The sequence below is a fragment of the Vibrio sp. V09_P4A23P171 genome (assembly GCF_963875615.1).
GTDB classification, from domain to species: domain Bacteria; phylum Pseudomonadota; class Gammaproteobacteria; order Enterobacterales; family Vibrionaceae; genus Vibrio; species Vibrio anguillarum.
The window spans coordinates 142,741-158,024 of the sequence record NZ_CAWNMR010000066.1; the positions used below are offsets into that span (position 1 = coordinate 142,741).

16 protein-coding genes are annotated in these 15,284 nt (G+C 44.4%); 2 read left to right on the plus strand and 14 right to left on the minus strand.

Annotation, left to right across the window (positions count from 1 at the left end; all coding sequences use genetic code 11):
• Positions 1 to 49: 49 nt before the first annotated feature.
• The 5 genes from hemN to AACT23_RS15755 form a co-directional block, all read right to left on the minus strand.
• Positions 50 to 1,438: an oxygen-independent coproporphyrinogen III oxidase gene (gene hemN / locus AACT23_RS15735; protein ID WP_047690293.1), complete on the minus strand. Its 1,389-nt coding sequence runs from the start codon at positions 1,436 to 1,438 to the stop codon at positions 50 to 52.
• A 138-nt stretch (positions 1,439 to 1,576) separates the two neighbouring features.
• On the minus strand, positions 1,577 to 2,065 hold the full coding sequence (locus tag AACT23_RS15740) for a DUF2489 domain-containing protein (protein WP_013855647.1): 489 nt from the start codon (positions 2,063 to 2,065) through the stop codon (positions 1,577 to 1,579).
• An 8-nt stretch (positions 2,066 to 2,073) separates the two neighbouring features.
• Positions 2,074 to 2,628 carry a Der GTPase-activating protein YihI gene (gene yihI / locus AACT23_RS15745; RefSeq protein ID WP_013855646.1) on the minus strand — a complete coding sequence of 185 codons (555 nt, stop codon included), beginning with the start codon at positions 2,626 to 2,628 and terminating at the stop codon, positions 2,074 to 2,076.
• Positions 2,628 to 3,266, minus strand: a complete 639-nt coding sequence (locus tag AACT23_RS15750; protein WP_094127909.1) for a class I SAM-dependent methyltransferase — start codon at positions 3,264 to 3,266, stop codon at positions 2,628 to 2,630. The genes yihI and AACT23_RS15750 overlap by 1 nt, the downstream gene beginning before the upstream one ends.
• A gap of 216 nt (positions 3,267 to 3,482) precedes the next feature.
• A complete protein-coding gene (locus AACT23_RS15755) occupies positions 3,483 to 4,100 on the minus strand; it encodes a c-type cytochrome (protein ID WP_094127912.1) in 618 nt (205 codons plus the stop codon).
• A gap of 167 nt (positions 4,101 to 4,267) precedes the next feature.
• On the opposite strand from AACT23_RS15755, the gene yihA reads away from it, so the two are divergent.
• The gene (yihA, locus tag AACT23_RS15760) at positions 4,268 to 4,975 is read left to right on the plus strand and encodes a ribosome biogenesis GTP-binding protein YihA/YsxC (protein ID WP_017048504.1); all 708 of its coding nucleotides are present in this window, start codon (positions 4,268 to 4,270) and stop codon (positions 4,973 to 4,975) included.
• A 511-nt stretch (positions 4,976 to 5,486) separates the two neighbouring features.
• Here yihA and AACT23_RS18045 read toward each other — a convergent pair.
• The 4 genes from AACT23_RS18045 to hemB form a co-directional block, all read right to left on the minus strand.
• On the minus strand, positions 5,487 to 5,534 hold the full coding sequence (locus tag AACT23_RS18045; RefSeq protein WP_438356636.1) for a hypothetical protein: 48 nt from the start codon (positions 5,532 to 5,534) through the stop codon (positions 5,487 to 5,489).
• 194 nt (positions 5,535 to 5,728) lie between these two features.
• Positions 5,729 to 8,521, minus strand: a complete 2,793-nt coding sequence (gene polA, locus AACT23_RS15765; RefSeq protein WP_094127959.1) for a DNA polymerase I — start codon at positions 8,519 to 8,521, stop codon at positions 5,729 to 5,731.
• A complete protein-coding gene (locus AACT23_RS15770) occupies positions 8,505 to 8,672 on the minus strand; it encodes a hypothetical protein (protein ID WP_156117117.1) in 168 nt (55 codons plus the stop codon). The genes polA and AACT23_RS15770 overlap by 17 nt, the downstream gene beginning before the upstream one ends.
• Positions 8,673 to 9,254: 582 nt before the next feature.
• Positions 9,255 to 10,301, minus strand: a complete 1,047-nt coding sequence (gene hemB / locus AACT23_RS15775) for a porphobilinogen synthase (protein WP_026028265.1) — start codon at positions 10,299 to 10,301, stop codon at positions 9,255 to 9,257.
• A gap of 188 nt (positions 10,302 to 10,489) precedes the next feature.
• Here hemB and AACT23_RS15780 point away from each other — a divergent pair, with 188 nt between their 5' ends.
• Entirely contained in the window at positions 10,490 to 11,251 is a 762-nt protein-coding gene (locus tag AACT23_RS15780; RefSeq protein WP_094127915.1) for a TatD family hydrolase, read from the plus strand.
• Positions 11,252 to 11,531: 280 nt separating this feature from the next.
• Here AACT23_RS15780 and tatC read toward each other — a convergent pair whose 3' ends face one another.
• The 5 genes from tatC to AACT23_RS15805 are packed head-to-tail and all read right to left on the minus strand — an operon-like array spanning position 11,532 to position 15,280.
• Entirely contained in the window at positions 11,532 to 12,284 is a 753-nt protein-coding gene (gene tatC / locus AACT23_RS15785) for a twin-arginine translocase subunit TatC (protein WP_010319843.1), read from the minus strand.
• A gap of 60 nt (positions 12,285 to 12,344) precedes the next feature.
• The gene (tatB, locus tag AACT23_RS15790; protein ID WP_017050163.1) at positions 12,345 to 12,752 is read right to left on the minus strand and encodes a Sec-independent protein translocase protein TatB; all 408 of its coding nucleotides are present in this window, start codon (positions 12,750 to 12,752) and stop codon (positions 12,345 to 12,347) included.
• 3 nt (positions 12,753 to 12,755) lie between these two features.
• A complete protein-coding gene (gene tatA / locus AACT23_RS15795; protein WP_010319841.1) occupies positions 12,756 to 12,992 on the minus strand; it encodes a Sec-independent protein translocase subunit TatA in 237 nt (78 codons plus the stop codon).
• Between the two features lie 51 nt (positions 12,993 to 13,043).
• Positions 13,044 to 14,678, minus strand: coding sequence for a ubiquinone biosynthesis regulatory protein kinase UbiB (gene ubiB, locus AACT23_RS15800; protein WP_013855638.1), 1,635 nt, complete (start codon positions 14,676 to 14,678; stop codon positions 13,044 to 13,046).
• Positions 14,675 to 15,280 carry a ubiquinone biosynthesis accessory factor UbiJ gene (locus tag AACT23_RS15805; protein WP_047690304.1) on the minus strand — a complete coding sequence of 202 codons (606 nt, stop codon included), beginning with the start codon at positions 15,278 to 15,280 and terminating at the stop codon, positions 14,675 to 14,677. The genes ubiB and AACT23_RS15805 overlap by 4 nt, the downstream gene beginning before the upstream one ends.
• Positions 15,281 to 15,284: the final 4 nt, after the last annotated feature.

Consider the following 15,284-nt stretch of genomic DNA (forward strand, 5'->3'; position numbering starts at 1 on the left):
AAGAAAAAGCCACTGACGAGCAGTGGCTTTTTGATTCATGGTAAGGGCATTAAATTACCCGCGAAAATTGTTGCTGACGAGCACGAACACGCAAGTATTTATCAAAGCACATGCAGATGTTGCGGATCAACAACCGCCCGCGCAAAGTAACGCGGATCTCTTTTTCATCGACTTCCACTAACTCATCATCAATAAAAGTTTGTAGTAACTCAAGATCTTGCTTGAAGTAGTGATTAAACGTCACGTTAAACTGTGCTTCAATTTGGCTTTTATCCAATTTGAAATTGCAGATAAGCTGCTTGATCACTTCGCGACGAAGTAAGTCATCACTATCCAGTGCCACCCCTTTCCAGAGTGCATGACGTAACTCATTGACTTGCTCATAGTATTTTTTCAGCTCTTTTTGGTTCTGCGCATACGCATCCCCAATCATTGAAATGGCTGAGACACCAAAGCCAACTAAGTCGCAGTTACCTTGCGTGGTATAACCTTGAAAGTTGCGATGTAAAATGCCTTCACGCTGCGCGACGGCCAACTCATCATTGGGCAGAGCAAAATGGTCCATGCCAATGAACTGATAACCAGCACCCGTTAAGGTCGCGATCGTGTCTTGTAATATGGCCAGTTTTTCTTCCGCCGTAGGTAGATCTTCATCTTTAATCTTACGCTGCGCAGCGAACAGCTGCGGCATGTGCGCGTAGTTAAATACCGACAATCGACCCGGCTTCATCTCCAACACTTGCGCTAATGTTTTAGCAAAAGAGCCTTTAGTCTGCTTAGGCAAGCCGTATATGAGATCAAGGTTGGTTGAGCGAAAACCCAGTTGTTTAGCTCGTTCCGCCATAGCAAAAATAAAGGTTTCATCTTGCTCGCGGTTCACCAGCTTTTGCACTTCTTTGTTGAAATCTTGTACGCCGATGCTCAGGCGGTTAAATCCTTCGCTGCGCAGGTGATCAAGCATCTCTAGCTCAATTTCACGCGGATCAACTTCAATACTGATTTCTGCGTCATTTTCAAAGCGGAACTCACCACGCAAAATGGCCATTAAACGGCTAATTTGCAATTGAGTTAAAAAGGTTGGTGTGCCGCCACCGAAATGCAGTTGTGTGACTCTACGGCCATGCAGCAAAGAGGCTCGTTGGCGAATCTCATGTTCGAGCACATCCAAATAGTCGTCGGCTTTATGCGAATGACGGGTAATCACCTTATTACAACCACAGTAGTAACAAAGTTTGTGACAAAACGGGATATGAATATAAAGCGAAAGTGGCCTGTCAGGGTATTGGGCACACGCCATATCATAATCGGCAATAGTAAATGCTTCATGGAATTCAAGTGCTGTAGGATAAGAGGTATAACGCGGGCCTGAATAGTTATACTTATCTAAAACAGCTTGATCCCATACGATCTGTTGGCTGGGTACGACTTGCGAAGACATGCTGTGCTTTCCGTTCGAAACTTTGACGGGCTATTTTGCCACATGACAATGACGGACGTCGGGTGACAAAACGAAATTTGTGTATAAATGTTCTAAACTGCTAACGCGATCACTCACTCGAAAGAGGCAGTCGAGCCATTACATCATTTGAATCGGAATTTGACTATTCAAAGGGGCAATGCGTTTTTGCAGAACTTTTAACTCTTCAACAATCGCATCCATTAAACGGGCCTCCGCCTTTTGGCGCACTAAGTTATGCTTCATTCGCTCTTGTTTAGCGAGTTGGCTGCGCTCTTCGCCACGCGGCATATCCTTCACTATATAATAAAGTTCGGAAATAGCGGGATACGAACTATCAAAGTCGATTCTCTGTTCGCCTTGAACATAATCCATAATGCAGTAGACACGGATGCTGATCTCGGAGAGATCACATTGGCCTTGAATCCCAGCCATGCAAAGCGTATTTACGCTATCAAAAATATTTGCATTGCGTTTTTCAATGGCCAATGTTTGATGTTGAAGCTGCAAATCCTTTTGCTTTTTCAGTTGCAGCAGAAGGTAACCAGCGTAAGACGCTAAGCCGAGAATAATGATTCCACCAGCAATGGCTAACAAGGTTACATTCATGGCACTTTCTATCCTTTTAAATCATTTAGGTCGAAGCCTTCAAAATCTGATAATAAATCATCATCTGAACGTGATTTTTTGGCACTACCGCCAGTCACGATTGGCTCGAAAACATCTTCTTGCTCTTCAGCATACAGACCAAGTTGCTTCATCAGTGCTTCAATACGATCGAGTTTCTCATCAACGTATTTTTGCAAGCCGGCACCTAGGTTTTCGCCATTATCAATACGATCGAGCAACACGTTCAATTGCGCATCATTTTCCAGCATTTCGAGCTCTTGCTCAGCCGACAAACGACGCTCTTGCTTGGTCATTTTCTTCGCTGGCTCAACCACCAGAGGAATTTTTTTCTTGCTGCCTAAACGTGGATCGCGCGCTTTAGCGGCTTCTCGCTGCTGCTGATCTGAACCATCGGAATGGCGGCTACCCGCTTTCAGACCTTTCTGTTTTTTAACTCGCTTACGCAAACGGCCTTCAACATCTGCCTCACTGCGATTACGCGTGACAATCACGTCGCCTTCACCGGCTGAACCCGGCTTTCTCGATTTTTTACTACGGCTCATTACTGGGGTTTCCTCAGTAAAATTACATCATTACCAATAAATTCAAGTTCAAGCTCATCCCGCTTGGCCAAGTACTGGAAGGTTTCACGACTAAAAAAGATCACATGTGTGAGATCATTTTTGTAGTGCCACCCAGCAAACGCCTCCACGTCTTTGACTAGTTTGGTCATTAACCCAATCCAGCCTCCTGGCTTAACTAAATTTAACCATTGCTGCCAAACTTGGTGCGGCTTATGTAAATGCTCAATCACTTCAGTGGCAGTCATAAAATCATAGGTCGCCTGCAACACCTTTTCATCTGGATGAAAAAAGATATCGTATAACGACATTGTGTGCCCAGCCTCTTCCAACATAATGGATAAGGTTGGCCCCGGCCCACAACCAAAATCTAACCCGTTAGATGCCGGAGAAAGCCTCTCCAACATCGGCGCACAAACGCGTGACAAAAACTGGCGATAACCCCTATCCTGCGGGGTATTTTCATGCAAATCATAAAATGCTTTTTCCGCTTTTTCGTCAAGACGATGTTCAGGGCTAACAAACACAAGTGCACAGTGTTGGCACTGCAGATAAAGGCGAACTTTATCGGCAAAATAAGGAACTATTTGTTCACTAAAACATAATGGGCAAATGTGCATGTAACATCCTCAAACAGGGATGCGCAACATACCAGAAAGTGGCATTAGAGTGGAGAGTCAGCGCGTATTTTTTCACCAGCTAGGCAAAAAAAGATAAAAAAAGCGATAGGTAAGCCGATCATTGAGCAAAAAATTACGTTTTCTTCAGTACAAAAGAAAACGCCCTAGCTCAGTGCTAAGGCGTTTTCAAACAACAGTGCTCGAACGGTGTAGGGTTTAGTGAAGGCCGCCAACGTATTTAGAAAGTATTTCGATGTCAGTGTCGCTGAGCTTTTTCGCGACATCACGCATCATGGCATTCATATCATTATTACGAGCGCCATCGCGGAATTTTTGCAGTTGAGCTTTGATGTAGTCAGCATGCTGACCAGAAATTTTAGGGAAACCTGAAAGCTCAGTACCATTACCACGTGGACCATGACACGCAATACAAGCGGTTAAACCACGCTCTGCATCACCTGCGCTATAAAGTGCTTTTCCTTTCACTGCAACGTCTTCAGGCGTTGAGTTCGCTGAAATAGTTTGTGATGCAAAATACGCTGCAAGATCAGCTATATCTTCGTCGCTAAGAGGCATCGCCATGGCACTCATTACGGGATCGTAACGACCTTGTTTGCCACCGCTTGTCATTCCCAGCTTGAGATCATGCAATTGCTTCTCTATGTATTTCTCATGCTGACCAGCAATTTTAGGATAAATTGTAAGTAGACTATTGCCATCAGCACTGTGACAGGCAACACACGTTTGGGATTTTGCTTTACCAGCTTCAATGCTGCCTTGGGCCCACACTGAGCAGCTGGCTAAAAGACTCAAGATTAGCGCTAATTTCTTCATGACATTCCATTTATAATTATCAAGCTTCCAGTACCACTTTGCAGTTGCTACTCACTCTCAGTGGCGACTCATGGTACAATAGGCGACCTTATGCCGAGCACGGTTATTTTACACAATTTCACAAAAAAGTAATCAATCGACTACACAAAGTCGAGATGGAGTTAACAGTGAGCGTAAAAATTCATTATCAAAACACGCATTTCATTACCAGTGCGCCTGACATTCGTCATCTACCTGATGATGAAGGGATCGAAATTGCGTTTGCAGGACGCTCCAATGCAGGTAAGTCGAGTTCGTTGAATCGCTTAACGAATCAGAAGAGCTTGGCTAAAACCAGTAAAACTCCGGGTCGAACCCAACTGATCAACCTATTTAAAGTCACTGAAGGTTGTCATATTGTGGATTTACCGGGCTATGGTTTTGCTCAAGTTCCTTTGGAACTGAAGAAAAAATGGCAAAAATCATTAGGTGAATACCTACAAAAGCGTAAGAGCTTAAAAGGGCTGGTTGTGCTAATGGACATTCGCCATCCGATGAAAGATCTCGACCAACAATTGATTTCTTGGGCTGTCGATTGCTACATCCCAGTACTAGTACTACTGACTAAAGCGGACAAGCTAAAAAGTGGCGCACGTAAAGCTCAAGTGTTAAAAATTCGTGAAGAGGCACGCTCTTTTGGCGGCGATGTCACTGTCGATGCTTTTTCATCATTGAAAGGCTTAGGCGTCGATGTGCTGCGTAACAAATTAGATACGTGGTTTGCACCCGCACTCGCACATTTAGCCGAGCAAGAAACAGTGGAAGAGATGGATGAGTGTGACTCAACTCACTTAGAAGAGATAGAAGAGAATCCAGACCATTCTGCACAGCACTAATTCAGAAGAACACTAAAAATCGTGACTCCAACAGAGCCCTACCTAATCGTGGGGCTTTTTTATAGGCTTTAAATCCAAATGCGAACGGCAAAGAGAAAAATCCCCACCATCCTGGTGGGGCAACGGGAGAGAAGTAGGAGGTAATTTATTATTGTTTTGCTAAGCATTCCTTAATCCCTCCAACTTTTCAATAGGTCAAAGAGTCATCAATTCACTCACCCACAGAACACTCCTCTGGCTCACTCCAATAAAATCAACATAACATAATGAATATTAATAATATTTAAACATATTCTTTGTGTTTGAGGCGAACTTGATTTCTCATTAGAAATAATCAAAGTGTGACTGTTAGCCAGTTACAGAATTGGGTGTTTATAAAAGAAATAAAGTAACTACTCAGCAATAGAATAGTGTGTTTTTATCACCTAAATTCTCGTAAAAAAACAGTGATGAATATTTTCTTTGGCCCAATAAAAAACGCCCCAGTCAAATACTGACTGGGGCGGCTGAATCAGCCTAATCCAATAACGTGAAACAAAAGGTCTGAAAGATAGAACATCTTACCTCTGTACCCTACGAGAGTTAATGTATAACAAATGGTCAGAAATGAAAACTATTTTTGTAGTTTTTTTTCATGAAAATTTTATTAAACAACACAAAGTTTAAAATCAAGAACACTTGTTTCTAGGCCATAAAAAAGCCGACATTTGTGCGTCGGCTCATATAAATTAGCTAATTCTGCTCAAAAAACAACTAATGCGCCTGATCCCAGTTGTCTCCATGACCAGTATCCGCGACCAATGGCACCGCTAGCGTTGCCGCTGATTCCATCAATTGTTGTACTTTAATTTCAATTTCGGCTAAAGCCGTCTCTTGCACCTCAAACACCAGTTCATCGTGCACTTGCATCAAGAGTTTAACGCGTCCCTGTCCATGCTCCTCAATCCAAGCATCGACTAATAGCATCGCTTTTTTGATGATATCCGCAGCCGTACCTTGCATTGGAGCATTGATCGCAGCACGTTCAGCGGCTTTGCGGCGCATCCCATTACGCGATTTAATTTCAGGCAGATGCAAACGGCGACCAAATAAAGTTTCAACATAGCCAAGTTCACTAGCCGTAGAGCGTGTATCTTCCATGTATTGCATCACACCAGGATAACGCTCAAAGTATTTATCCATATATTCTTGGGCTTCATAACGAGGAATGCCGAGCTGCTTGGCTAAACCAAAGGCGCTCATCCCGTAAATCAAACCAAAGTTAACCGCTTTCGCACGGCGACGTTGCTCACTGCTGACTTGCTCAATACTCACTCCAAGAATTTCAGCCGCGGTCGCTGCATGGATATCTTTCCCTTGCTGGAATGCTTCAAGCAGCGCTTTATCGCCGGACAAATGCGCCATAATCCGCAGCTCAATTTGCGAGTAATCGATGGCCAGAATTTTCCAGCCATGAGGAGCGATAAAGGCTTGACGGATCCGGCGTCCTTCTTCGTTACGGATCGGAATGTTTTGCAAATTTGGATCGGTTGAAGACAAACGACCAGTGGCGGTTACAGCTTGGTGATACGAGGTATGCACTCGCCCTGTGGTTGGGTTGATCATTTTAGGCAGTTTATCGGTATAGGTTGATTTCAACTTAGCTAAACCACGATGTTCAATGATCACTTTAGGCAGAGGATAACCGTCGAGTGCCAACTCTTGCAGTACTTCTTCATTGGTGGAAGGTGTACCTGTTGGCGTTTTCTTAATCACCGGTAGCCCCATCTGTTCAAACAAAATGGTTTGCAGCTGTTTTGGTGAGCTTAGGTTGAAAGGTTGACCCGCGATATCAAACGCTTGTTGTTCTAGTTGCTCTAAACGAGCAGCGATTTCATGCGATTGCGCGCCAAGCAACATATCATCGATCATCACGCCTGTACGTTCCATACGTGACAACACGGGAACAAGAGGTACTTCTATCTGTTGGTAGATGCGATTAAGCTTCTCATCTTGCTCAATATGACTCATCAAACGGTGATGAAGTCGCAAAGTCACATCAGCATCTTCCGCAGCGTACGGTGCCGCTTGCTCAAGTTCGATTTGGTTGAAGGTCAGCTGGTTTTTACCTTTGCCCGCCACCTGTTCAAATGAAATACAGCTGTGTTGCAAGAATCGTAGCGCCAAACTGTCCATATCATGTTTGCCACCGACGCTGTTGTACACATAAGATGCGAGCATCGTATCGTGCTTGATGCCTTTCATATTGATACCGTAACGCACAACAATGCTGGCATCGTATTTTAGGTTCTGCCCCACTTTGGCTTGGCTTTCATCTTCTAAAATGGGTTTAAGTTGGGCGAGTACCCAATCACGGTCCAGTTGCTTTGGTGCGTCAAGATAGTCATGCGCAACAGGAACATACGCTGCAACGCCCTCTTCGGTCGCAAAAGAGAGGCCAACTAAATTCGCTACCATATAATCGAGGCTGTCGGTTTCCGTATCAAACGCAAACACTTCTGCCGCTTTCAGTTTTTCTAACCAAGTATTAAATGTCTCTTCATCTAAAATGGTTTGATATTGGCTGCGATCAATCGTGGCGGCGGTTGTATCCATCTCCCTTGCTTGTGAAGAAGAAGTGTTTACCGCACCCACTTTTTCATCAGCGTCAATCACCCCATTACCACCATCCAGCAATTCTGTTAACCAAGATTTAAACGTGAGCTGACCATAAAGTTTAATCAACTCATCAATATTGGGCTGGGTTTTGCACAAGGTTTCTGGTTTCTCTTCCAAAGCGACATCCAGCTTGATAGTGGCTAATTGGTAAGAGAGAAAAGCGTTTTCACGGTTATCCGCCAGTTTTTGCGCCATGGTTTTAGAGCCGCGAAAACCCAATTGCGCAATTTTATCGAGGTTATCGTAAATTTGCTCTAGGCTGCCAATGCCTTGTAGTAACGCAATCGCTGTTTTCTCACCGACACCCGGTACACCAGGAATGTTATCGACTTTATCGCCCATCAAGGCCAGATAATCGATGATAAGCTCAGGAGGGATACCGAATTTTTCAATCACCCCTTCACGGTCAAGTACCACATTCGTCATGGTATTGATCAAGGTGACATTCTCGTCCACCAGCTGTGCCATGTCTTTATCACCTGTGCTGATCAGCACTGGCATGCCGGCTTGTGATGCTTGAGAGGCTAGCGTACCAATCACGTCATCGGCTTCGACACCTTCAATCGATATCAGCGGTAGTCCCATCGCACGGATGACATTGTGCAACGGCTCAATCTGACAACGTAGATCATCAGGCATTGGTGGACGGTTAGCTTTGTATTGTGGGTACATATCATCGCGGAAGGTTTTTCCTTTCGCGTCAAAAATAACCACCATACGCTCAGCGGAAAACTGGCGCATCATGCTACGGAGCATATTGACCACGCCATAGACAGCATTAGTTGGAATTTCGCCATTACTCATGGTGCCTGGGTAGGCATGAAATGCACGGTAAAGGTAAGAAGAGCCATCAATCAGAATGAACGGGTTGTCAGGTATGCGAGCCATAGTCTTTTGCAATCCAAAGCGAGTACGAAATGTAATGACTAAGGATGCCATGACTGTCTTGAGGATTCCACGCCAATGCACCTTGAGCAACGAAACATTTTGCTGATTTGTCCACCACCGCAAATGACATTCTGTGGATAACTCTGTTCATAGTTTTTATCCACTGGTTATTAAACAGTGATTAACGAGGAAAACAATGGCATTAACTTATTGTTTATAAATGAATAAAACAAAGATCGAACATTCCTATCATGATCTTTTTACGATCATTGATTGTGGAAAAGACTATCGATGGCCTTTTATTCACAACAAAAGCATCCTCTTGAAAATGAGCGATAAAAAAAGCGACACCCGAGGATGTCGCCTAGCAAAAACAGGTAAAACTAAGTGAAGTGATTCATTCAGCCTTACGATAAAGCTATAAATTACACTGGAAGCAATGTGAGCAATGTCGTGTCAAAAAGAACTTGCGCAAGTTCGTCGCCAATTTGTCTTGTTACTTTTAACACCTAGCAATTCGTTAATCGTAAACTCGACGTCCTTGTGAACTTCGCCATTCCCTAAGACATGGTTAATAATAATGATTCTCATTTAATTATCAACCCCTAAATGAGAAAAAATCTCATTTATTTTCTAATCATGCTAAAAACACCTACCCATCTATTTCATGAAATCTTTTTTTAATTGATTTTCAAATAGATAGAAAAATCGCTCCCCAGCCTAAATTCACAACTTAGTTATCTTGATGTAAATATTGTGCCGTTTTGGCGTTATCTTCTGCCAGCCACTGCGCAACGTCTTTAGCAAAATAGGTTAAAATGCCGTCTGCCCCAGCGCGTTTAAAGCACAATAATGACTCCATTACGGTTTCTCGTTCTTTAAGCCAACCATTTAAAATGGCCGCTTTATGCATCGCATATTCGCCAGACACTTGATACGCAAACGTAGGAACTTGTAATTCAGATTTCACGCGGCGCACCACATCAAGGTATGGCATGCCGGGCTTCACCATCACCATGTCAGCCCCTTCATTGATATCCATCGCCACTTCGTGAATGGCTTCATCGCTGTTGGCCGGATCCATCTGATAGTTTTTCTTGTCTCCCCCTTTCAGGTTCGAAGAGGAACCAACCGCATCGCGGAATGGGCCGTAATAACATGACGCGTATTTCGCAGAGTAAGCCATGATCTGTGTGTGAATAAAACCCGCCTCTTCAAGCGCTTCGCGGATCTTACCAATTCGTCCATCCATCATATCGGAAGGGGCAACCACATCGGCACCGGCTGCAGCGTGAGACAGCGCTTGTTTGATCAACACCTCGGTGGTCTCATCATTCATCACATAGCCACTTTCATCGATGATGCCATCTTGGCCATGGGTCGTGAAAGGATCCAGCGCGACGTCGGTAATGACACCCATTTGTGGTATATGCTCTTTTAATAATTTCACCGCACGTTGCACTAAGCCGTCAGGATTATGCGCTTCAGCAGCACACAAACTTTTAGCATCTTGATTAACCACTGGAAAAAGTGCGATGGCTGGCACGCCGAGATTAGCCAAATACAGCGCTTCTTCGAGCATTAAGTCGATAGAGAGACGCTCAATACCAGGCATAGACTCCACTGGCTCGCGGCGATCTTTACCCATCAAAATAAACATGGGATAAATTAAATCATTAACCGATAACTGATTCTCAGCCATCAAACGGCGGCTAAAATCATGCTTGCGTAAGCGACGCATGCGACGCCCTGGGAACTGACCTTGAATGGATACTGACACTCTCTTCTCCTTGTTTATACGCGGTGTGAGAAAGCATTCTTTCTTCACTACCGCTATCGCTCAAGTGTGGCGAAATCATATCACTCTCGCTTTTTGACGCTAGCGGCAATCGACAAAAATCAGAAAAATGACCTCAGGCTCACACTTCCGTATACTGTTCTCCCATTCTCTGTTTATCGAGACACACCATGATTGACACTCACGCTCACATTTATGCCGCTGAATTTGATCACGATCGAGATGAGGTCGTACAACGCGCTAAAGCGCAAGGCATTGAGGCTATTTTGTTGCCCAATATCGATCTTGCCTCCATTGAGCCTATGCTTAAAACAGAAGCGGCTTACCCTGAACTTTGCCGATCGATGATGGGGCTGCACCCATGCTATGTAGATGGAAATGTGAAGCAAACGCTAACGGTTATCGAATCTTGGCTAGATAAACACCCCTTTATCGCCATTGGTGAAATTGGCATTGATCTGTATTGGGACAAAACCTTTCAGGCCGAACAAGAGATGGCTTTCGTCACTCAACTTAATTGGGCCAAAGAGCGCGATTTGCCTGTTGTCATCCACACCCGTGATTCCATCACTCAAACTCTACAACTGCTGGAAAAAGAGCAAGATGGCTCACTTAGCGGTGTATTCCACTGTTTTGGCGGCACGCTTGAAGAAGCTAAAGCCATTAATGAGCTAGGGTTTCATCTTGGGATTGGTGGTGTATCAACGTTTAAAAATGGCGGCATGGATAAAGTATTACCGCATCTCGATATGAACTTTGTTCTGCTAGAAACAGATTGTCCCTATTTAGCCCCTGTCCCTCACAGAGGTAAGCGCAACGAACCAGCTTACACAACGCTAGTTGCCAAACGCATCGCAGAACTCACCGAACTCTCGTTGGTTGAAGTGAATAACATTACAAACACTAATGCTAACTCACTGTTTAAATTATAATTTATAGAACTATAGATAGAATGATATACACATTAACGTGATCTATATCACAAAAATAGTTATGCAAACACTATAGTATGCGGCAAAATTTTAATACATAAACGTGGCTAATATGTGTGAACATGGTAATCACTTACAACGTCAACATCGAACCTTCTGGCAAAAACTTCTGGGTATCAAGGAAGTCTATCGATGCTCTCAGTGCGGTTATCTTTTGAAGATTAAATAGTCCACTATCATAGGTACAAAAAAAGCGGCTATTCGCCGCTTTTTTCATGTATTAATGACTTTCATCTTCCGGCTCTTCCTCATCTTTGCGCACATAAAAACGAGCAAAGAAAAGTCCAACCTCAAACAATAAACACATCGGAATGGCGAGCAAGGTTTGCGACACCATATCAGGCGGCGTCAGTAACATACCCACCACAAATGCCCCAACCACGATATAAGGCCTTTTCTCACTCAAGGTTTTCGGCGTCGTCGCCCCCGTCCAACACAGTAAAATGATGGCGACGGGAACCTCAAAGGCGATACCAAAAGCGAAAAAGAGCGCAAGCACAAAATCGAGATAACTGGCAATGTCCGTTGCAAACTCAACACCGCCTAAAGAGATGGCCGTAAAAAAGCCAAACACCAGCGGAAATACCACAAAGTACGCAAACGCCACACCGCAATAGAACAACAATGAGCTTGAAAACATCAATGGCATGACTAAACGGCGTTCATGCTTATACAAACCTGGAGCGACAAAGGCCCAGATTTGATAAAGGATAAAAGGCACCGCGAGAAAAGCGGACGCGATCAAAGTAAGTTTGAGTGGCGTGAAAAAGGGCGAGGCAACATCGGTCGCAATCATCGTCGCCCCTTCAGGCAAACGCTCAACCAATGGTTTGGAGACAAAATCGTAGATGTCGCTAGAGAAATAGACTAAGCCGATAAAAATCACGATCACCGCAGCTATTGAACGCAATAAACGATCGCGTAGTTCTAGCAAGTGACTGATTAAAGGCTGTGTCTGCTCAACGGAAGACATATCGAACCTCGTATAAATAGAGCTTAAGAGGAGGAATTACAGTGGTAACAATAACTCCTCCTACAGAGATGAGTCGGCTTTCTTATCGGCCGTTTCAGGCGACGAAATCGTTGTAGCGGGAATCACTTCAACGCTTTGTCCATCGTGCTCTGTTTTTGTTTCAGAGGGCGATGAGTTCGCATAAGGGCGTTGTACATCTTGCGCAGCCTGCTTGAGCTGATCCACAGAAGATTTCAGCTCTGGAGATAAATTTTCCATTCCCATTTGCTCTGCTTTACGCAAGTTTTCTTGCAGCTCTTGAATTTTGAGCTCATGTGCTAATTCATCTTTGACACTGTTCGCCATGTTCTTTGCTGTGCTAACAAATTTTGCCACACTGCGAATAGCATGAGGTAAACGCTCAGGGCCAAGAACGACCAACGCGACAACCGATATTAATACCAGCTCCCAAAAACCGATATCAAACACGTGTTAGGCCTGCTCTTTATCTTTTTTAGTCTCAGCAGTCGCTTCTGTCTTCTGCTGCTCTATATTTTTAGGTTCAAAATCTGCGTCTTTCTTGGCTGGCTCTTCATCGCTCATCGCCTTTTTGAACCCCTTAACCGCACCACCGAGATCGCTACCGATACCACGCAGTTTCTTGGTTCCAAATAGTAATACAACAATCACGGCAATAATTAGAAGTTGCCAAATACTGATACCACCCATTCTCTACACCTCAGGAATTTCTCAACAAATTGATTTCAAATAAAAGACCGCTTAACGACGGTAAGCACTCCAACTGAGTAGCCAAAATACAACACCTGCAATCGCACTGGTTATTGCAAACGGCTGATAAGCACTGGTCACTAATATCGCCGAGCATACGACCAAAGTGGCGCCAATACCAAATAAAAACTTTCCTGTTGCCTGTTGACGCTTACTGGCTCGATAACCTTGGTACAACTGATCCAACCTTTGGTTCATTGCTTTACCTTGTTTGAGGCTATCGTAAAGCAGCTCTGGCAATTCAGGTAATTTTTCAGCCCAAAGCGGAGCTCGCTCTTTCACTGCGCGGATAAACGCTTGCGGCCCAACTTGGTTCATCATCCATTTTTCTAAAAATGGTTTAGCGGTTTGCCACAAATCCAATTGAGGATAAAGCTGACGCCCTAACCCTTCGACATACAATAACGTTTTTTGCAGCAAGACCAATTGCGGCTGCACTTCCATATTGAAGCGACGAGCCGTGTTAAACAAGTTTAGCAACACGTGACCAAATGAGATTTCGCACAATGGCTTGGCAAAAATTGGCTCACAGACCACGCGAATAGCAAACTCAAATTCATCGATGTTGGTTTCACGTGGAACCCAACCAGAATCAACGTGCAATTGTGCCACTCGGCGGTAATCTCGGTTGAAAAAAGCTAAGAAGTTTTCGGCTAAATAACGTTTATCTTCACTGTTTAAGGTACCGACAATACCACAATCTAAGCCAATCCATTGTGGATTGTCAGGATGCGCGGGATTAACAAAGACATTACCCGGGTGCATATCGGCATGGAAAAAACTGTCGCGGAACACTTGGGTAAAGAATACGCTCACCCCGCGTTCAGCAAGCAACTTCATATTAGTACCGTTGGCCGCTAAACCTTCAATATCAGAAACTTGAATGCCGTATATTCGCTCAGAAACCATGACAGTTTCATTACTAAAGTCAGGAATTATCTCTGGAATGTATAACTCTTCACTATTTTCAAAGTTACGACGCAGTTGAATGGCGTTGGCTGCTTCTCGGCGTAGATCGAGTTCAGCAAGCAGAGTTTTTTCGTATTCACGCACCACTTCAACGGGCTTCAGTCGCCTTGCTTCAGGTAATGCTTTGGCAACAATTTTCGCCATGCGATACATGAGTTTGATATCGGCATCAATCACTGGCCGAATATCTGGCCGAATCACCTTGAGTACGATTTCCCGGCCAGATGATTTGAGTTTGGCGGTATGGACTTGAGCAATCGATGCAGAAGCAAGTGGTTCAATATCAAATTCATCAAACCAAGTTTCTAAAGCGCCGCCCAACGCTTTTTCCATCTGAGTTTTAGCAAGTACACCATCAAACGGAGCGACTTTATCTTGCAGTAACGCAAGTTGGTCTGCGATGTGCGGTGGAAACAGGTCACGCCGCGTTGACATCATCTGACCAAACTTAATCCACACTGGGCCAAGCTCTTGCAAGGCTAAGCGCAAGCGCTCACCTAATGGTTTGTCCGCATGCTGATTTTTAATCCAGAACAATCCTTTACGCGCTAATATTGGCGCTTTAGTGAGTTGATGTTCTGGCAACAGTTCATCTAGACCATATTCCAATTGTACTTTGATAATTCGGTACAACCGCTTGAGTTCAGTTGGCGTCATGCTTGCTCCAACAAGTGTTGAATTTTGGCTTCGATACGCGCCGCTTGGCTATTGAGATCATCCACTTGGTCACAAAAATAAGCCACCTCGAGCGAGCTGGGCAATAAACGCCACTCTTCCGTTAACACTTGGCTGAGATGGTTTTGATGCTTGCTTCGTTGTGATTGCAGCGCTTGGCCTATGTCTTTCACACCCTGCACTAAAGCGTGAGCCAGCACATCGCCCGTCAGGCGTGACAACCACTCTTCAACATCCGGCTTGCAATCGGTGATCAACTGGGCAAATTTTTGCGCCAGTTGAATATCGCCCTCCAGCACCAACTTATCTTGTTTGATCAGTTGGGTGATGTTCGCTTGCTCACGTAGCTCGGGCAAAATGGAAACATTGAGCGACAGGTAGCAATTCGACTCGCCTTCGTAAGCCGCTAACACATCAATTTGCTGGCTAAAAATGAAGGTCAGCGTTTTATTGAACTCTTTGAGATGCACTTGGATGACTTGCCCTTTCAGGCGTGATAATCGGCGCACCAATTCAGGATCGTCTTGAATTAAGGTGTTGAGTGTGGTCTCAATCGCGGCGGTAACTAAAGGCTCAAACGGCATGCCC